Below are 18114 nucleotides of genomic sequence, written 5' to 3'. Positions count from 1 at the left end.
CGAGAAGTTGATATATCACCCGTATGCCTTGCTCCTATCATCATGTCTTTAAAATACTTGCTATTGTTCGAATATCACGTTGTATTTGAAATGTGATATTGACGTTTTAAGTATTCAAAAATTCCTCCAAAGGACACGATCCGCACCCCGGCGTAGGGCGAGAATGCAATAAACTTATTTTTTATACATAACTCTATAAGGAAGGTTTTTCAACTTGCTAGAATAAGTTCTATCCGTCACTTTGGAACTAAAGAACGCAAGCCCCCCCATCATCAAGGAGACTTGCGTTTAATTTGCATTACTATTTGTTTTATTTTTAAGCGTAATATTTTTCTACAACGTCTGCACAACGCGCGCACACTGTTGAATGAGCTTCATTTGAACCAACTGTTTCAGAAATTGACCAGCAACGTTCACATTTTTCACCTGTTGCCTTTTCTACAACAATCGATGCATGTTCAAGAGCTAATGCATCTGCAGGTGCAGCTTCTATTGATGCCACCTCAAAGGCAGAAACGATTGAAAGCTGTGCAAAATTAATGTTTGCATCATTTAATAATGCTGCCACATCTTCTTTCGCATAAACTGTCACTTTCGCTTCAAGCGATTTACCGATTGTTTTTGCATTACGAGCTTCTTCTAATGCTTTTAAAATATCATCACGAACATCAATAATTTTCACCCATTTTGCACGTAGGTTTTCAAAGTTTTCATGTTCATCAACCTCTGGGAAGTCTGTTAATTGTACAGATACCTCTTCTACAACACCTTGAGCATGTAAGTAAGACCACATTTCATCAGTTGTATGAGGGATAATAGGTGACATTACTTTTACTAATGTCATTAATGTGTCATAAATAACCGTTTGCATCGCACGGCGGTCTTTGTTGTCATGACCTTCGATGTACACAACATCTTTTGCAATATCTAAATAGAATGAAGATAATTCTACGGCAACAAAGTTGTTCACTGCATGATAAACAGCTGCAAAATCATAGCGATCATATGCAGCACGTACAGTTTTTAAAACATCCTGTAGGCGCATATAAACGTATTGATCCATTTCACGTAGGTCTGCATAGGCTACTCGATCTTTCGTTGCATCGAAATCTGCTACATTTCCGTGTAAGAAACGGAATGTGTTACGAATTTTTCGATAAACCTCAGAAACTTGCTTCAACATATCCATTGAGATACGAACGTCGGCTGTATAATCTACAGAAGCAACCCATAAACGAAGAATATCTGCTCCGTATTGATCCATAACCTTTTTCGGGATAATGACATTCCCTAAAGATTTACTCATCTTACGACCTTCACCATCTAGAACGAAACCATGTGTTAATAGTCCTTTGTATGGTGCATAGCCATTAATAGCTACAGAAGTAATTAATGATGAGTTAAACCATCCACGGTGTTGGTCAGAGCCCTCTAAATATAGATCAGCTGGATATTTCATACCACGTTCTACTAGCACACCTTGGTGAGAAGAACCTGAGTCAAACCAAACGTCCATAATATCATTTTCTTTTGTAAATTCACCGTTCGGGCTACCTGGATGTGTGAAGCCTTCTGGTAATAATTCTTTTGCAGTTTTTTGGAACCAAATATTTGACCCATGTTCACGGAATAATGCAGAGATATGGGCAATTGTTTCTGGTGTAATAATTGGCTCACCATTTTCAGCATAGAAAATTGGAATTGGCACACCCCATGCGCGCTGGCGTGAAATTACCCAGTCCCCACGGTCACGAATCATATTATAAAGGCGTGTTTCACCCCAAGCAGGTGTAAATGCTGTTGATTTTACAGCCCCTAGTAACTCATCACGGAATGCATCAACAGACGCAAACCATTGCGGTGTTGCACGATAAATAACTGGTTTCTTCGTACGCCAATCATGTGGGTAAGAGTGTGTAAAGAAGTTAAGTTTTTCTAATGCGCCGACTTCTTTTAATTTTTCTGTGATCAATTTGTTTGCATCATTGTAGAATACACCTTCAAAACCAGGTGCTTCATCTGTATAGCAGCCACTATTATCAACAGGGCTAAGAATTGGTAGACCATATTGCTTACTAATATGATAGTCCTCTTCCCCGTGTCCTGGTGCTGTATGAACACAGCCAGTACCCGCTTCTGCAGTTACGTGCTCTCCAACCATTACAAGTGATTCACGGTCATAAAATGGGTGCTGTGCAACAACTCGATCTAATGCCTCACCTTTTACTTCCTGAACAACTTCATACGCTTCCCACTCAAGTTCGTTAGCAACTGTTTCTAATAATTCTTTTGCAACGATGAATTTTTTATCTGCAATTGCCACAACCACATAGATAAATTCAGGGTTTACAGAAATCCCTAAGTTCGCTGGAATTGTCCAAGGTGTTGTTGTCCAAATGATAAATTTAGCATCAGTTGGTACAACGCTTTTTGAATCTTTAATCGCAAAGCTTACATAAATAGAAGCCGATTTAACGTCTTGATATTCAATCTCTGCTTCTGCCAGTGCAGATTCAGATGATGGAGACCAGTAAACTGGTTTTAAACCTTTATAAATATAGCCTTTTTCAGCCATCTTTCCGAATACTTCGATTTGACGTGCTTCAAATTCAGGCTTTAATGTAATATATGGATTTTCCCAATCACCACGAACACCTAAACGGCGGAATTGTGTACGTTGGTTGTCAATTTGCTCGTACGCATACTCTTCACATAATTTACGGAAGTCAGCTACAGACATTTCTTTGCGCTTTACACCTTTGTTTGTCAGTGCTTGTTCAATTGGTAAACCATGTGTATCCCAGCCTGGAATATAGTTCACATGATAACCATTCATAGAGCGATGGCGCGTAATCATATCTTTCAGTACTTTATTTAAAGCATGACCGATATGGATATCACCATTTGCATATGGAGGACCATCGTGTAACACATATTCTGGGCGTCCTGCTGTGCGCTCCATCTGTAATTTATTTATGTCCATTCCATCCCATTTTTCTTGCATTTTCGGTTCATTTGCCGGTAAGTTTCCACGCATTGGGAAATCTGTTTTTGGCATTAATAAAGTATCTTTGTACTCAACCATTTTTTCAATTCCTCCTTTAAATTTACAAACAAAGAACAAATACACTTAAGTGCTCATTCACATACGACAGTTATTAGGCTTTTCACCATAACGTAGGGTTGATTTCCGTTCCGACTGGGCGCTTTCCTAGGGGCGTCCGATGAGCCGCTTGGGCCAACAAATGTTTTCTGTGCGAAAGCTTAGTGCTAACGTAGCGACAGCAACAGGATGTTTTTTGCGCGAAAGCGAAGCGTCAGCGGCAGGATGTTTTTTGCGCGAAAGCGAAGCGTCAGCGGCAGGATGTTTTTTGCGCGAAAGCAAAGCGTCAGCGGCAGGATGTTGGTCACGAAGGCGTTATCACAGGACGTGATGCTCTTAGCCTTCGTTTCTCTATTCTCCAGGGTCTCATTTGTGACGCTGATCCCTAAGGAGTTGCCCAGCCTCCACTCCAATCAACTTATATACATAGCATTCGTTTTGAGAAATGCCACCTCTAACTTCTAGTTATTGGCAAAATCAATTCATTTTAACAATGGAACACTAATAAGAAATGGAAGCCAACCGCCATTTGAACATAAAAAAAGCCCTCAATCCCTCAAAGGGACGAGAAGCTTATACTCGCGGTACCACCCTAATTGTAGTACAAAATTGTACTACCACTTAAAGCACATTAACGTCGTGCATTACGAAATAACTTACTACATTCAGTTATTTAGCTCCGAAGTGATGTTCAATGTTAGTTGCTTGTTTGGGCTCACACTATCCCCAAATCGCTTAACTACGCCTAACAAATACTGTCTTCGTCTCTGCCTGTATGCATATCTGTTCAAAATAATTACTATTACAATAGTATATGAAAATCAAACAATCACGTCAAGTTTCACTTATTGCGTTCAAAGGTCTACGCAATAATAGCAATATAAGGTAGCATTTAAATTTGATCGGCTTCCTGTGCTTCTTCAACAGATGTTTGAATTTCTGTAAGATCAATATCATATTGTAGCAAATGATCCCAATCATCTGCATTTAGTAAATCAAGCTGTGCCTCTACAAGCATTTTAAAACGATTACGGAATACCTTTGATTGTTTTTTCAGCTCATCAATTTCAATTGTTACCTTACGAGCCTTCGTTAAAGCCTCATTGATAATACGATCAGCATTTTTTTCTGCTTCCTTTACAATGAGTTTAGCCTCTTTTTGAGAATTTCTTCGTACTTCATCAGCTGCCTCTTGTGCAACAACAATTGATTTTTGTAACGTTTCCTCTAAAGTGTTAAAATGTCTCGCTTGTTCTAAGGACATTTCTAGTTGTCTGTCTACTTCTTTTTTTTCACGTAGCAAAATCTCATAGTCTTTAATAATTTGATCTAAAAATTCATTTACTTCATCTTCAGCATAACCCCTGAAGGATTTGGTAAACTCCTTATTATGTATATCAATAGGTGATAATGGCATACGATCCTTCTCTCCTTTACATGTACATTCGTACTTTCTATTATACAATTGTTCCGACAACTTAGCAGTAAAAATTAATGAAATTTACTTGATTTTTAGCTTTTTTGAGTCAAATGACCGACTTGTAAACGAATTTTATCTTTTTTTGTACGGCCTTCAGTCATAATGATTTTTACTCGACCGCTTCCGCGTACAGATAAAATATCTCCTTCTTGTAATTCAAAAGCAACTGTATCCCGCTCAGTCCAGTTGACACGTACCTTTTTACCTGTAATTAATGCTTGTGCCTTTTGACGCGAGATTTTTAAAACTGTTGAGATAATAACATCTAAACGCATGGAAGAAACAGTATGAGACTCTTCTAGCCACTCTTCCTCGTTTTGTAGCAGAGGCTCCGTCTCTTTAATTGATTCTACTTGTACTTTTACTTTGCCAATACCTGTTAAATGTAAACGTACATAATCTGCTACCTCATTCGCTACTACAAACTGTACTAGATGTTCATTTACACGAATATCACCAAATTTGCCACGATTCAGTCCTAATGATAATAATGCTCCAAGAACATCTGGATGTCGTAATTGTACATATTTCACAGGATATTGAATTGTAAAAACTGTAAGCTGAAAATCTTCTTCCACTGGCTCATAATAAGTAGGATAAATAAGCATACGTTGTCTTTCAGCTTCATCAAAGAGCCCAGCACTAGCTGTTTTTAATGTGTCATACTGTCCAATAATGGATGCAACAATAAAGCGTTGTCGAGGATCTAGAAAATCAGTAAGCTTTGGAGCATATCGATCCTCCACCTCACGCTGCCAGCTCACAACCTGTTCAATAAAAGACTGTTCATCTTTCCTAAAATGCTGAATTAAATGCTCCATGTAACTCCACCTCTATTATCTCTCTTTTACTAGTTCAATTTCATTGGTATTTTAAGGATTTATAAAAAATAGGCTCCTAACCATAAACTTGGGGGTTGATTTACGTTCCGACTAGGCGCTTTGTTGCTGCCGCTTCGCTTTCGTGCAGAGCTTCCTGAAGCCGTTCGATGAGCCGCTTCGCTCCAGGGTCTCGGGCCAACAGATGTCTTTTGCGCGAAAGCGTAGTGCTAACGTAGCGGCAGCAGAGGGTTTTGTTTGTGCGAAAGCGCAGCGACAGTAGCAGCCGATGTTGGTCACGAAGGCGTTATCACAGGATGTGATGCTCTTAGCCTTCGTTCCTCTAACGCTGATTCCCCAAGGAGTCGCCCAGCCACCACTCCAATTAACTTATATACATAGCACTACTCACACTTACGAATTCTAGGGAAGCACCACTAAATTGTTATGTAGTATTCCCATAAATAAAAAAACCCCACCAATAGTGAGGATTTCTTTATTAAAACATAAAGTATATTTTTTGAATAACAATAACAAGTCCATTTTTAATAAAATTAAGCATAAAAATTGCCACAATTGGTGAAATGTCAATCATCCCAATGGGTGGAATGAATTTCCTGAAGATACCTAAATATGGCTCACAAGCTTTTTCAAGTATCCGACCAACCTTTGTACTTTGTACAGCAGGTACCCATGACATCAGTACATATCCGACTAGCATAAATGAGTATATATTAAATGCTAATGACACATAGTAATAAATTGAATATAAAATCATATAAACTACAATCCTCGCTATTAATTATCGTCTAAAATAAAATTCGAAATTTCGCCAGACACTTCTACATTATCAGGTGTGCATAGGAAAATATCTTTACCGATTCTTTGAATATCACCGCCAAGTGCATAAACCGTGCCGCTTAAAAAATCAATAATCCGTACACCTTGCTCTCGCTCAATACGTTGTAAATTGACGATGGTTGCACGCTTATTTTTAAGATGTTCAGCAATATCCTGTGCTTCTGCATAAACTCTAGGTTCAACTAATACAACTTTTGCACCTTTAGAATTCATAGCTGCCTGCAAACTTACAATGTTGTTTGTAGGTGTTGTACTCTGCGGAAAAATTTCTTGAACCGGTGCCTTCCGCTCCTTCATAACTTTTTTAGGCTTCACTGATTGAATCTGCTGCTGCTGTTGTACGGGTTGCTGCTGTTGAATAGGAGCTTGCGCGATTTCTTCTTCTATTTCTTCCTCAAGATAAAAGAAATTTTTAATTTTATTTTTCATGCTCATCCCTGTTCCCTCTTTCATTTCCAACAAGAGCCGTTCCAACTCGAACAAATGTAGCCCCTTCCTCTACCGCAATTTCAAAGTCATTAGACATGCCCATTGATAACTCGGTACAAGGTGCATGTGCGAATCCTTGCTCGGCTATTTGCTGTTGACATTGTTTTAATTGCTTAAAAACAGAGCGAATAATTGTATCCTCATCTGTATTTGGTGCCATTGTCATTAGACCTACAACTTGAACTTTTATAAAATTTTTTAATGATTCAATAAAAGGCAGTACTTCCTCAATTGATAAACCATGTTTTGATTCTTCGCCTGATACATTAACTTGTACAAAGCATTTTATAGGTTTGTCTGCTCTTTTTTCAATTTCTTCTGCTAAACTCAGACGATCTAATGAATGTAAATAATCAATGCTGTTAATAACTTGTTTTACCTTACGTGTTTGTAAAGACCCAATATAATGCCAATGTACGTTAGCTTGAATAGCCTCAATTTTACGATTTAAGCCTTCAGGACGGTTCTCTCCTAAATGAATAAGTCCTGCATCAATTGCTTCTTGTGTTCTTTCTACTGAAACTTCTTTTGTTACTGCAATAATTTGGACTTTCTCTGCTTCACGATTTGCACGTTTTTTTGTGGCTTGTATTAGATCATTAATTTCATTCAAATTTGCTAAGATTTTTGTCACTGTTTTTCCCAACTTTACAACAATAGTTTCTCTTATTGTAACAAGCAATACTCGAATTATCAATGAATAGCCTGACCTATGTGAAAGTACATTTACCCTACCAACGCTTTAAAATTGCTTAGATTTTTAATACGCATAAAAATTTTTGCTCTTTAGGATAATGCTTTTACTAAAATGACATCCTTTCCAACTACAAGTACATCTTTCATATACACTTTCCTAACAGATTCTTCCCCGAAAAAAAGGCCCAGATATTTTCGGGGCTCCGCAATCATAAAAGCCGTTACATAGCCTGTTTCTTTTGATACCTCTGCATCTACCACAAATCCTAAAAAGCGTCCATTGCCTGCTTCAATAACTTCTTTTTGCTGTAACATCGAGAAACGCATTTTATCCCTCCTAGATCAATTACTCTCAACATCGTTTTATTTCCAACAAACTATGTTTTCCCTTTATATTTATGTGTTTATTGTTGGTTAAATGAAAATGAAATGATCAAGGAATCTTTCTTTGGCAAAACGAGGAGGTGATTTCCGTTCCAGGCTACTCGCTTTCCTGTGGGCGAGCGTCGAGCCGCTTCCTTCGCTACGTTGCTGTCGCTGCGTTAGCACTACGCTTTCGCACGGAAAACATTCGCTCCGTGCAGGGTCTCGCCTGTCTCGCTTTCCCACGGGAGTCGAGTAGCCTTCCACTCCAATCAGCGATAGCGTAGAATTTCAATAGTGGACGCTATAATAACATACCTTAAGTTAACACTTCGCCTTCGCACAGAAAACATTTGTTGCTGTCGCATAGACAAAACCCTTTTGCTAAAATTACGTTTTATCACTTAAATTATAGCAATTGGAAGAGGATACATGCTATATGAATTGGTTGATTGGAGTTGAGACTGGGCGACTCCTTGGGGATTAGCGTCAAAGATGAGACCCTGGAGCGAGCACATAGAGGAACGAAGGCTAAAAGCATCACGTCTTGTGATAACGCCTTCGTGACCAACATCGTGTTGGCCCAAGCGGCTCATCGGACGCCCCCAGGAAGCTTTGCTCTGTGCGAAAGCGAAGCGTCAGCGGCAAAGCGCCCAGTCGGAACGGAAATCACCCCCTCATTTTGCCGAAGAGCCATCTTAATCTTATATGACGTTTTAATTTCATCGACATAATTAAAATGCGCACCGAGAACTCGGATGCGCATTGTCTTTTACTTATAATCTTTCTGCATTGTTTCAATTGCATTTTTTTCCAGACGTGAAATTTGCGCTTGAGATATTCCCAATTCTTTTGCAATTTCAGTTTGTGTCTCACCGTAATAAAAACGCTTTGCAACAATCATTTGTTGACGTTCATCTAACTTTTGCAAACTTTCCTTTACCGACACGTAGGCAACCCATTGTTCTTCTGATACATCATCATCACGTAATTGGTCCATCATATAAACAGCGTCCCCACCGTCTGAATAAATGGGCTCTTGTAATGAAACTGGGTCTTGAATGGCATCTAAAGCAAATAATACATCTTCCTTTTTCATGTCAATCATTTCAGCAATTTCTTCAATCGTTGGTTCGCGTAAATTATCGGTTATCCATTGCTCTTTTGCCTGCATCGCCTTATACGCAATATCTCTTAGAGAACGAGAAACACGTAAAGCATGATGATCACGCAGATGGCGACGAATTTCACCAATGATCATTGGTACAGCATATGTTGAAAATCGCACATTATGCTTCAAATCAAAATGATCAATGGCTTTCATGAGGCCAATACAGCCTACCTGAAATAAATCATCTGCCTGTTCACCCCTATAGGCAAATCTACCGACAATACTGAGTACTAACCTTAAATTGCACATGACAAGCTCTTCCCTAATCTCAGTTTCTCCAGCTTGTAAGCGGATGAATAGTTCCTTCATTTCCTCGTGCTTTAAAATTGGCAAAGTCGATGTATCTAAGCCGCAAAGATCAACTTTAGTTCGCATATTCGATTCCTCCGGATGTTATTCTCTGACTAAACCGTTACATCAGTTTGTCCGAGAGAAACGAGAATATGCACTAAGGATACGACCAATTTTAGGTAGGTTAAATTTCCCTCTCTAAGATATTGGCTGATTTAAGTTTTCGCGTAAATCTTGAATAATTTTCTTCTCTAATCGAGAAATATATGATTGCGAAATACCTAAATGATCAGCAACTTCTTTTTGAGTCATTTCAATTTTTCCATTGAGACCGAAACGACATTCCATAATATATCTTTCACGCGCACCTAGTAAATTAATGGCATGAAACATATGTTGACGCTCAATTTTCTTCTCTACATTGTCTAAAATAATATGCTCTTCCGTTCCTAAAATATCAGACAATAACAATTCGTTTCCATCAGCATCGGAGTTTAATGGTTCATCTAATGAAACTTCACCCTTCATGCGACTTGTTTTACGTAAATGCATCAAAATTTCATTTTCAATACAACGTGAAGCGTATGTTGCAAGCTTAATATTTTTATCCGTATTGAACGTTTCAATCGCCTTAATTAAACCGATAGAGCCAATACTTATTAAATCCTCAATCGGCGTTCCCGTATTATCAAAACGTCTAGCAATATAAACGACAAGACGTAAATTACGTTCAATTAGTGTATCTCTAGCTCGTAAATCACCATTCATAAAGGATGCAATGACTGTAACTTCTTCTTCTCGACTTAGTGGCACTGGCAATGAATCATTTCCCCCTATATAGTACGTTTCACGACTCCGAAACTTACTCCATAATTTTTTCAAGCTAGCAAGTAGCCTAAGAAGCAATAGTTCTCCCCCTCTATGAGTTATTTGAAAGCGCTGAAAAATGTAAAATTGCTGCTGTGCTATGCGGAAAATTTTTAGCCTTTTTGTTAAAAACGATATATTCATTCATTTTCACTTGTGAGTGCTCCCCCTTTATATGCCACTCATCAAAGCGGAAACCTAGTACAACCGACTGCTGTTGCACTGTATTAACATGAATAAATCGAATGTAACGCTGATAATCTTCTGAAAACATGGATACATTATACGGATCAGTTTCTTGCCATTCTAATAATGATTTGCAAAATGCTGCAGGTAAATGCGGGCGTAATGCCGCATAAGAGACAAAGTGAACAGGTTTTCCTGATAATGGCTCGATAGCTTGATTCCCGGTATCTACAAATGCAGAGAGTGGTATCTTTACATCAAAAATTTTTAACGCTGTATCAAACACAAACTGACCACTTAACCGCTCAAGCTTTACAAATCCCCATTGCTTATAAAAAGCAAGAAGGTTACCAACAGCTAATAGTAGGCAAATGATTATAAAATGGATGACAGAAAGATTCTTTAAATACGGTTGTAATGCTGTTAATAATCCACCAATAATGATTGTTGCCGTTAAAACGATTGGTCCTTGCTTTTGAAAGCTTCGAATCTTGAAGCGAAAAGCTAGTCCGATTAGTAAGATAAAGCTTAGCAGCGTCGTCAACAGCATTTGTCCACCTATTACAGCTACAAAACTACTACAAATAGAACTCATTAATAATCTCGTGTTCTTTACAAAAACCCCTGTTACCTTTGCCGTAAACTTGAGTATCGCTAGATTAAAAAGTGTATTAATGAGCACCAGCCATTCTCCATACATAACAGCCGCCTCCTACTTACAAAGTTAGCATGTTACACCCACAAATATTGTCAAACAATCGCATCATTTCCTTAAAATGTTTTGACAAAATACATCCTTTCCTTACACAATTGAACATAATTAATTTTATGTCACTGAAAATAGTCAGGGGAATATCAATGAAATTATGCTGTCATATTAAATATAAGTATATGGCTTTTCTGCAAGGCGAGGGGTTGATTTCCGTTCCGACTGGGCGCTTTGCCGCTGACGCTTCGCTTTCGCACAGAGCAAAGCTTCCTGGGGGCGTCCGATGAGCCGCTTGGGCCAACACGATGTTGGTCACGAAGGCGTTATCACAGGACGTGATGCTTTTAGCCTTCGTTCCTCTATGTGCTCGCTGCAGGGTCTCATCTGTGACGCTGATCCCCAAGGAGTCGCCCAGTCTCCATTACAATCAACCACTTCATAGAATGTATCTTCTGGGGATGTCACTCTCTAATTTAAAGAAAACAAATATTTTCAGTGCGAAAGCGTAGCGACAGCAGCAACAACATTCATAACATAATAGATTTTTAACAACATAAAAAGCTCGTATTTCACATAATGTAAAATACGAGCTTTTTAGAAGGTTGTATACTGATTTATCCGCGATTTTTACGGTTACGTAAAAATGCTGGTACTTCAAGCATGTCATCCTGTGCATAATTTTGTTGATTTTGACGTGGTTGCTCTTGCTGTACATGCATATCTTGACGTTGCTCACGAATCGGAGCTTGCTGTTGCTGTGCAGCTTGTCTATTTGTACTATTTGTACTTAACGTCGGTCGTGTAGTATTACGCTGTTGCTGTAGAGCTTCCTCTGAGAAACCAGTCGCAATTACTGTCACAATAATTTCATCTTTTAGATTTTCGTTAATAACAGAACCGAAAATCATATTTACTTCTTCATCTGATGCTGAAGCTACGATATCTGCGGCTTCTTGTACTTCAAATAAGCTAAGATTCGAGCCACCTGTAATATTCATAAGGACACCTTTTGCGCCATCAATTGATGATTCAAGTAAAGGACTTGAAATAGCTTTCTTAGCTGCTTCAGCAGCACGGTTTTCACCTGTAGCAATACCAATACCCATTAACGCTGAACCTTTGTTAGACATAATTGTTTTTACGTCTGCAAAGTCTAAGTTAATAAGACCTGGCGTTGCAATTAAATCTGAAATACCTTGTACACCTTGACGTAAAACATTATCTGCCTCACGGAATGCCTCTAGCATTGGCGTAGATTTATCGACAATTTGTAATAGCTTGTCGTTCGGAATGACGATTAAAGTATCTACAGACTCTTTCATGCCACCAATACCACCGATGGCTTGTGTTTGTCGTTTGCGACCTTCAAACGTAAATGGACGCGTTACAACACCAACTGTAAGAGCTCCTAAATCTCGAGCAATTTGTGCAATTACTGGCGCGGCTCCAGTACCAGTTCCTCCGCCCATTCCAGCTGTAACGAATACCATGTCTGCACCACTTAGAACCTCTTCTAACTGTTCACGGCTCTCTTCTGCAGCTTTTTTCCCTACTTCAGGATTTGCACCTGCACCTAACCCACGTGTTAGTTTTGTACCAATTTGTAGCTTTATTTCTGCTTTCGATAAATTTAGTGCCTGTGCATCTGTGTTTACTGCGATAAAGTCAACACCTTGTACACCATGTTCTATCATTCGATTGACAGCGTTGTTACCGCCGCCACCGACACCAATGACTTTTATTACTGCAAGTTGATCAACACTTGTATCAAATTCTAACATTTCTTTTTCCTCCCACGGTAACTCGACTCTGTATCATTCATTACGCATTCAAGTTAATCAAAAAATTTATCAAATAATTTTTTTGCTCTCCCGATTACGCTCCCTTTTGATTCTGAAGGTGCAGCATATTCTTGCTTTTTAGGTGTGGCTGCTGGAGATCCTACAACTGAATATTCAAGAGGTTGCGCATTTGTACTTTTTCCATAAAAATCATCTTCTAAATAGGCGTAACGAATAAGTCCAACCGCCGTTGTAAATGAAGGCTCTCTAACGCCAATATAATCGGGTGTATATATTCTAACACGCGTTTGCAAAATCTGGCGTGCCAGTTGAGCTATACCCTCAAGCTTTGCAACGCCACCCGTTAAAACAACACCACCTGGTAAATCTCGAACTCCTAGACGCGCTAGCTCGTCAATGACTAACTCAAATAATTCTTCTAAGCGAGCACCAATAATTTCTGCTATAAAGCGCTGGCTGTATTGATCTGTTGAATCGGTCCCTACAACCGGTACTTCAAAGAGTTCATCATCTGATGCGTCATCATAAAAGGCATGTCCAAATTGGTGTTTAATTTGTTCCGCTTGTTCTGTTGGTGTTTTTAAGACGATCGAAATATCTTTCGTGATATGATCACCACCAACTGGAATGACACCTGTATGAGTCAACAGTCCCTCTTCGAATACTGTGATAGTAGTTGAACCGCCTCCTAAATCAACGAACGCAGTACCTTGGTTTTTTTCATCCTCCGTCAATGCAAAAAAGCCTGCCGCTAATGGTTGCAAATATATTTCACGAATACTTAGACCTGCACGTTCTACACAACGTAGAACATTGTGTAGAAGTGTCTTCGAGGTTGTAATCATTGTGGCATCCATTTCTAAACGGATACCAATCATACCTCTTGGATCTTTAATCTCATCTAAGTTATCTACAATAAATTGTCTTGGAATGATGTTAACTAATTCGCGTTCAGGAGGTATTGACATGACTTGTGCAGATTCTACCACTCTATCTAAATCGTCATCTGTAATTTCCCTATTTTCACTATTTACAGCGACAACACCTTTAACTAGCTGTAACATCGTCTGGTTAGCCGGAACACCCAAAACGACTTCATTAATTTGATATCCTGTCATTCGTTCGGCTTGTTCTATTGCTTTTCGAATCGATTGAACTGTTGCATCAATATCAACAATTGCACCTTTTCGAACTCCATTCGATTTTACATTTCCGACTCCAATTACATGTAATTGACCGTCGCTCATTTCACCTATTAATACCTTGATAGAGGATGATCCTATATCAAGAGAAATATATAAATCTTGCTGATTCAATTAGCTGCACCTCCTTGAAAAAATGCTCTTATTCTCATTCTATTGTAAATTCCGCATAATGTCTAAGCAAATCGAGTATTTTGCTCAATTTTTCTCTCATTCTAAGGAATTTTTCTTCCTCTTGAGACGTTTCTCATCTAATCGAGTTAGTAAAATACGCCTAATTATTGCTATATTTTGGAATAAACGTACTCCAAAAGCAAAAACAGCAGCTAAATACAAATCTATTCCTAAATACACACCTAAAAAGGCTAATCCTGCTGCAAGAATTATATTAAAAAAGAACCCTGATACAAATACTTTATCGTCATATACTTGCTGTAATTGAGCACGAATACCGCCAAATAATGTATCTAAGGCTGCTAAAACAGCTATTGACAGATAATTTTCATATATAGAGGGTATTTGTATATTTGTTAACAAGCCAAGGGCAAGTCCAAACATCAAACCTAAAAATGGTAACCACATAAAATTATTCTCCTTTTTCCACCTCTGTTAAATAATCATTTGTCAATGGCTGATCAAATGCTGGGATTGTTAACTGCTCAGTTGGCTCCTCTATTATTAAATTAAAGTTATCTAAATAAAAGGAATCGATAAATGTAGAGGCCTGTAACGAATTGTACATTTTTTGAGCTTCTTTAAAAGAGCTTGTCCCAATATAAATTTCAAAGGGTGGTGAGGACAGTGGTACACTGTTCACTGTAGTCTTTCCATTTATGTCTCGAATGGCTGTCGTATGGACAACCCGATTTCCATCTATGGAGACACTCGCTGCATTGTTTTTAAACAGAGCATTCAGTAATTGAGTTAGTAAATCGGGTGAAATTTCTTTAATTTCATACCCCATTTCTACTAATTCTGGCGCTGGTTCAACACGAAGTACAACTCCTGGCCCTGTGACTTCCGTTAGCCCAGCCTGTAGCTTTAAACGATTCAACGTTTCATATAATGCTGCCTGTAAATTTGCTTTCTCAGATTGCTCATAGCGACCCACTACTTCATTAAGTGAGCGAATTTCTGCTAATAATGTGGAATGCCTTTGCTTCTCTTCTGCTAATTCCTCTCTTATGGCCCAAATATCTCGTGTATCTCGCTCAGCTGGTTGCTTTATGGTATTGTATTGTACCGCTATCATCAAACCGATAATAAATAGCACGATCGTTATTCGGGTGTACATATTTTTTTTCAAAATAGCCCCTCCTAGACGTATCGTAACACCCCACAGATTACGCCTTAGATCTGAATTATGCAGACGCATGTTAAAATCTATAACTTACCTGGAGGCTATAACTAAAATATAGTTTAACTTTCTACTTTTACTTTGGGCATTGTAAGCTTTTCATCTTCTTCTAATGACACAATAATATTGTCATTTATTAATTGATCCACAACACCACCATTTAAATTTAAGGAAGCCATTAATGTTGCTGAATCTCCTACAGCCTCGATGACAAATGGAGCCGGATGTTGCTTGCCATCAATAGTAATGACTGGTCCATTACAGCGTATATAAGAATCTGCCCTAACACGTTGACCATTAATAGCAATTGCTTGAGCACCAGAAATTTTAAGCTCATTGAGCAATTTAAAAACATGGCTTTCATGCACGATATAATCATTAGGATTAGCAGATTTCGGATTGTAATCCCCATCTTGAAGGGTTATACGTATCCCTTTTCCTTCTGCATTTAAATCACCTAACAACAAGCGTAAATCCTCTGCTTCTTCAACAAGCTTTGTATAATCCTTTTCACTAGCAACAAATGATTTTTCATGCTTGCGAATTTTTTCTTGTAATGCATTCGCTTCTTCGGACAGTTCTTTATTACGTTCTTGCTGTGCAATTAACTCCTCACGATATGATTCCTCTTGCTCAAAAAGCTCTGTATCCGTCGAACTTGCATCTCGATTGTCTTTTGCCTGGTTGTAAGAATAGCCAATGATAAACCCCATAGTCACACAAACAATAAGCAACTCAAATTGTTTTCTAGAAAAGAAATTTCCTTTGCTATTCTTTTTCTTGTTGCTCATCTTTATTCACTTCCTGGATGGCCGTTTCTCCATCTGCATTTTCTGTTAAGTCAACGTTTACTTGGTTGTACTCAGCATTGAAAGATTTAAAATACGAGCCAACCTCTAAATCGATGACACCCTTTTCTGCATTCGGAATTTGTGCCACAATTGAGGGGTAATGATTTAGCTTTTCTGCTAAAGTTTGAATAACAGCACGTACTTCATAACCATCATTCATAAAGAGCTTGACCGCATTAGGATTTGTCTCATCACTGTTTGTATTAACTTGAGAAATTAAGTCTAATACTTCTGGCTTTAATTGTGCTAATTGCTTAACTAGCTTATTAATTGTCTTTTCACCAGTTATACCGATAAATACAGGTGCATCAATCGGGATGTCATCCTCAGCATGTTCAAAACGCTTGCCATTTTCAAGCAATGGATAGTAAGTACCGTCACCAGCTAAGTACGCAACTTTTTTCCATTCTTTAATTTCTATTGTCACGCCTTGAATCCAATTACGTTTAACCTGTGCTTCTTTTACCCATTTATCCTTTAGTAATAATTTCTCCACATCTTCTACTTTAAATCCCCACATTGACTTTCCAGGTGTAAGACTACTGGCCTGTAAATAATATTGTTCATCTGCTAATTGAGCGCCGTTGACTGTTATTTTGTTGATTTTACTGTAAGGAGATTGAAAATAAAGGAGTACTGCTAACACTATAAAGAAAAGTAATATTAGCACTATAAATTTCCGATTTGTACGCTTTTTTCGTCGCTTTTTTAGCGTAGGTATGCGATCTTCTATATCAATTACTTTCTCCAAAAAGTACTCCTCCTTTATATTTATTTCGCTAATTGATAAATAATACCTATTATTAGCCACATTGTTACTAAAGATGTTCCTCCATAACTAATAAAGGGCAATGTGACACCTGTTACCGGAACTAAGCCAATCACTACAGCTATATTTAGAAATGCTTGTACGGCCAACATCGTTACAAGCCCAATGATCGCGTAATAAGATGTTCTTGATTTAGCCTGTACTGCGAATTTATAGCCTGCATAGATCGTCAGTACAAAAAGCGCTAAAATAACGAGCCCACCAAGCAATCCAATCTCTTCAAGAATTATTGCGTAAATAAAGTCATTTTGTGGTTCAGGTAAATATAAAAACTTTTGCCTGCTTTGTCCAAAGCCATGCCCGAAAATCCCAGCAGGACCTATAGCCATTAACGATTGTACAGCCTGAAAGCCACTTCCTAAAGGATCGACCCACGGGTCAATAAATGCCTCAATCCGCTTTAGTCGATATGGCGCTGTGACAATCAAGCCCACTAAGCCGGCAATCCCTACAACCATAAGCATTGCATAAAGCTTTAAAGGATACCCTGCCACAAAAAACAATAAAAACACAGAAACAACGAGAATAAATACTGAACCAAAATCAGGCTGCAGCATAATAAGTACAATGGGCAATAGTAAGACCAATCCATGCCGCCAATTTACAATCGGCGTACCCGTTTTATGTTGCGCTAAAATATGACTCAGGTACACAATGACTGTAATTTTCGTTAACTCTGCTGGCTGAATTGTTAACGGACCTACCCCAATCCAACTTTGAGAACCATTTCGTACAAGTCCAATTCCTGGTATAAGTACAAGGACCAATAAAATTAACGAAAATATATAGGCCATTTTCCAAAAGGACTGCTCTTTCAAAATATTTAATCGAATGGTGATTAAAAACACTACAATGGCTACGGCAAAGTACAGACTTTGCTTCATATAAAACGGCATTTTTCCACTATAATGAATTTCACTCCAATAGGTACCTGCAGAATAGACGAAAATTATGCCGATTATTGAAAGCATCAATGTTGTGACGAGCAATAAATAGCTTTCTTTTCCTCTCAGTAATGCCATCCTTCCAAGTCAAGTAT

General features: G+C 38.4%; 20 protein-coding genes and 1 other annotated feature. Of the genes, 2 read left to right on the top strand and 18 right to left on the bottom strand.

The features are described from left to right. Positions 1 to 316: 316 nt before the first annotated feature. Positions 317 to 3085 (bottom strand): isoleucine--tRNA ligase, encoded by a 2769-nt coding sequence (ileS, locus tag FJQ98_RS05640; RefSeq protein WP_053594625.1) that lies wholly within the window; start codon positions 3083 to 3085, stop codon positions 317 to 319. 139 nt (positions 3086 to 3224) lie between these two features. Between ileS and FJQ98_RS05635 the strand changes: the two genes are divergently transcribed. Continuing rightward, positions 3225 to 3434, top strand: coding sequence for a hypothetical protein (locus FJQ98_RS05635; RefSeq protein ID WP_143114764.1), 210 nt, complete (start codon positions 3225 to 3227; stop codon positions 3432 to 3434). A 226-nt stretch (positions 3435 to 3660) separates the two neighbouring features. After that, positions 3661 to 3880, bottom strand: a binding site (T-box leader). Positions 3881 to 3995: 115 nt separating this feature from the next. Here FJQ98_RS05635 and FJQ98_RS05630 read toward each other — a convergent pair. The 6 genes from FJQ98_RS05630 to FJQ98_RS05605 form a co-directional block, all read right to left on the bottom strand. Continuing rightward, the gene (locus tag FJQ98_RS05630) at positions 3996 to 4520 is read right to left on the bottom strand and encodes a DivIVA domain-containing protein (protein ID WP_053594626.1); all 525 of its coding nucleotides are present in this window, start codon (positions 4518 to 4520) and stop codon (positions 3996 to 3998) included. Positions 4521 to 4615: 95 nt separating this feature from the next. Further along, positions 4616 to 5404 (bottom strand): YlmH family RNA-binding protein, encoded by a 789-nt coding sequence (locus FJQ98_RS05625; protein WP_053594627.1) that lies wholly within the window; start codon positions 5402 to 5404, stop codon positions 4616 to 4618. Between the two features lie 496 nt (positions 5405 to 5900). After that, positions 5901 to 6179, bottom strand: a complete 279-nt coding sequence (locus tag FJQ98_RS05620; protein WP_053594628.1) for a YggT family protein — start codon at positions 6177 to 6179, stop codon at positions 5901 to 5903. Between the two features lie 20 nt (positions 6180 to 6199). Continuing rightward, positions 6200 to 6697, bottom strand: a complete 498-nt coding sequence (locus FJQ98_RS05615; protein ID WP_053594629.1) for a cell division protein SepF — start codon at positions 6695 to 6697, stop codon at positions 6200 to 6202. Further along, positions 6681 to 7385 (bottom strand): YggS family pyridoxal phosphate-dependent enzyme, encoded by a 705-nt coding sequence (locus tag FJQ98_RS05610; protein WP_343069250.1) that lies wholly within the window; start codon positions 7383 to 7385, stop codon positions 6681 to 6683. Before FJQ98_RS05610 ends, FJQ98_RS05615 begins: the two co-directional genes overlap by 17 nt. A gap of 152 nt (positions 7386 to 7537) precedes the next feature. Further along, positions 7538 to 7774, bottom strand: a complete 237-nt coding sequence (locus FJQ98_RS05605; protein WP_201406646.1) for a YlmC/YmxH family sporulation protein — start codon at positions 7772 to 7774, stop codon at positions 7538 to 7540. A 512-nt stretch (positions 7775 to 8286) separates the two neighbouring features. On the opposite strand from FJQ98_RS05605, the gene FJQ98_RS05600 reads away from it, so the two are divergent. After that, positions 8287 to 8544: a hypothetical protein gene (locus FJQ98_RS05600; protein WP_143114767.1), complete on the top strand. Its 258-nt coding sequence runs from the start codon at positions 8287 to 8289 to the stop codon at positions 8542 to 8544. Positions 8545 to 8582: 38 nt separating this feature from the next. On the opposite strand, the gene sigG is transcribed toward FJQ98_RS05600, so the two are convergent. The 11 genes from sigG to ftsW form a co-directional block, all read right to left on the bottom strand. Then, positions 8583 to 9356 carry an RNA polymerase sporulation sigma factor SigG gene (gene sigG / locus FJQ98_RS05595; RefSeq protein ID WP_053594632.1) on the bottom strand — a complete coding sequence of 258 codons (774 nt, stop codon included), beginning with the start codon at positions 9354 to 9356 and terminating at the stop codon, positions 8583 to 8585. Between the two features lie 114 nt (positions 9357 to 9470). Further along, the gene (gene sigE, locus FJQ98_RS05590; protein WP_053594633.1) at positions 9471 to 10178 is read right to left on the bottom strand and encodes an RNA polymerase sporulation sigma factor SigE; all 708 of its coding nucleotides are present in this window, start codon (positions 10176 to 10178) and stop codon (positions 9471 to 9473) included. A gap of 13 nt (positions 10179 to 10191) precedes the next feature. Next, a complete protein-coding gene (locus tag FJQ98_RS05585; protein ID WP_201406645.1) occupies positions 10192 to 11025 on the bottom strand; it encodes a sigma-E processing peptidase SpoIIGA in 834 nt (277 codons plus the stop codon). Positions 11026 to 11197: 172 nt separating this feature from the next. Continuing rightward, positions 11198 to 11437, bottom strand: coding sequence for a hypothetical protein (locus tag FJQ98_RS05580; RefSeq protein ID WP_201406644.1), 240 nt, complete (start codon positions 11435 to 11437; stop codon positions 11198 to 11200). A gap of 211 nt (positions 11438 to 11648) precedes the next feature. Then, a complete protein-coding gene (ftsZ, locus tag FJQ98_RS05575) occupies positions 11649 to 12815 on the bottom strand; it encodes a cell division protein FtsZ (protein ID WP_053594635.1) in 1167 nt (388 codons plus the stop codon). Between the two features lie 53 nt (positions 12816 to 12868). After that, positions 12869 to 14152 (bottom strand): cell division protein FtsA, encoded by a 1284-nt coding sequence (gene ftsA / locus FJQ98_RS05570; protein WP_053594636.1) that lies wholly within the window; start codon positions 14150 to 14152, stop codon positions 12869 to 12871. A 96-nt stretch (positions 14153 to 14248) separates the two neighbouring features. After that, the gene (locus FJQ98_RS05565) at positions 14249 to 14620 is read right to left on the bottom strand and encodes a small basic family protein (protein WP_053594637.1); all 372 of its coding nucleotides are present in this window, start codon (positions 14618 to 14620) and stop codon (positions 14249 to 14251) included. Positions 14621 to 14624: 4 nt separating this feature from the next. Continuing rightward, on the bottom strand, positions 14625 to 15344 hold the full coding sequence (locus FJQ98_RS05560; RefSeq protein ID WP_053594638.1) for a DUF881 domain-containing protein: 720 nt from the start codon (positions 15342 to 15344) through the stop codon (positions 14625 to 14627). Positions 15345 to 15457: 113 nt separating this feature from the next. Continuing rightward, the gene (locus FJQ98_RS05555) at positions 15458 to 16186 is read right to left on the bottom strand and encodes a DUF881 domain-containing protein (protein ID WP_053594639.1); all 729 of its coding nucleotides are present in this window, start codon (positions 16184 to 16186) and stop codon (positions 15458 to 15460) included. Then, entirely contained in the window at positions 16164 to 16997 is an 834-nt protein-coding gene (locus FJQ98_RS05550; RefSeq protein ID WP_053594640.1) for a cell division protein FtsQ/DivIB, read from the bottom strand. Before FJQ98_RS05550 ends, FJQ98_RS05555 begins: the two co-directional genes overlap by 23 nt. Positions 16998 to 17017: 20 nt before the next feature. Next, on the bottom strand, positions 17018 to 18097 hold the full coding sequence (ftsW, locus tag FJQ98_RS05545; protein WP_053594641.1) for a putative lipid II flippase FtsW: 1080 nt from the start codon (positions 18095 to 18097) through the stop codon (positions 17018 to 17020). Between the last annotated feature and the right edge of the window lie 17 nt (positions 18098 to 18114).

The organism is Lysinibacillus agricola (genome assembly GCF_016638705.1).
Classification (GTDB): domain Bacteria; phylum Bacillota; class Bacilli; order Bacillales_A; family Planococcaceae; genus Lysinibacillus; species Lysinibacillus agricola.
This window is presented reverse-complemented; position numbering and strand designations above follow the sequence as displayed.

Excerpts from the sequence above, each read along its gene's own strand:
- FJQ98_RS05635 (WP_143114764.1), top strand. The coding sequence starts at position 3,225 with ATGAGCCGCTTGGGCCAACAAATGTTTTCTGTGCGAAAGCTTAGTGCT.
- sigG (WP_053594632.1), bottom strand. The coding sequence starts at position 9,356 with ATGCGAACTAAAGTTGATCTTTGCGGCTTAGATACATCGACTTTGCCA.
- FJQ98_RS05625 (WP_053594627.1), bottom strand. The coding sequence starts at position 5,404 with ATGGAGCATTTAATTCAGCATTTTAGGAAAGATGAACAGTCTTTTATT.
- FJQ98_RS05565 (WP_053594637.1), bottom strand. The coding sequence starts at position 14,620 with ATGTGGTTACCATTTTTAGGTTTGATGTTTGGACTTGCCCTTGGCTTG.
- FJQ98_RS05615 (WP_053594629.1), bottom strand. The coding sequence starts at position 6,697 with ATGAGCATGAAAAATAAAATTAAAAATTTCTTTTATCTTGAGGAAGAA.
- FJQ98_RS05620 (WP_053594628.1), bottom strand. The coding sequence starts at position 6,179 with ATGATTTTATATTCAATTTATTACTATGTGTCATTAGCATTTAATATA.
- FJQ98_RS05585 (WP_201406645.1), bottom strand. The coding sequence starts at position 11,025 with ATGTATGGAGAATGGCTGGTGCTCATTAATACACTTTTTAATCTAGCG.
- FJQ98_RS05605 (WP_201406646.1), bottom strand. The coding sequence starts at position 7,774 with ATGCGTTTCTCGATGTTACAGCAAAAAGAAGTTATTGAAGCAGGCAAT.
- ftsW (WP_053594641.1), bottom strand. The coding sequence starts at position 18,097 with ATGGCATTACTGAGAGGAAAAGAAAGCTATTTATTGCTCGTCACAACA.
- ftsZ (WP_053594635.1), bottom strand. The coding sequence starts at position 12,815 with ATGTTAGAATTTGATACAAGTGTTGATCAACTTGCAGTAATAAAAGTC.
- ileS (WP_053594625.1), bottom strand. The coding sequence starts at position 3,085 with ATGGTTGAGTACAAAGATACTTTATTAATGCCAAAAACAGATTTCCCA.
- FJQ98_RS05555 (WP_053594639.1), bottom strand. The coding sequence starts at position 16,186 with ATGAGCAACAAGAAAAAGAATAGCAAAGGAAATTTCTTTTCTAGAAAA.
- FJQ98_RS05630 (WP_053594626.1), bottom strand. The coding sequence starts at position 4,520 with ATGCCATTATCACCTATTGATATACATAATAAGGAGTTTACCAAATCC.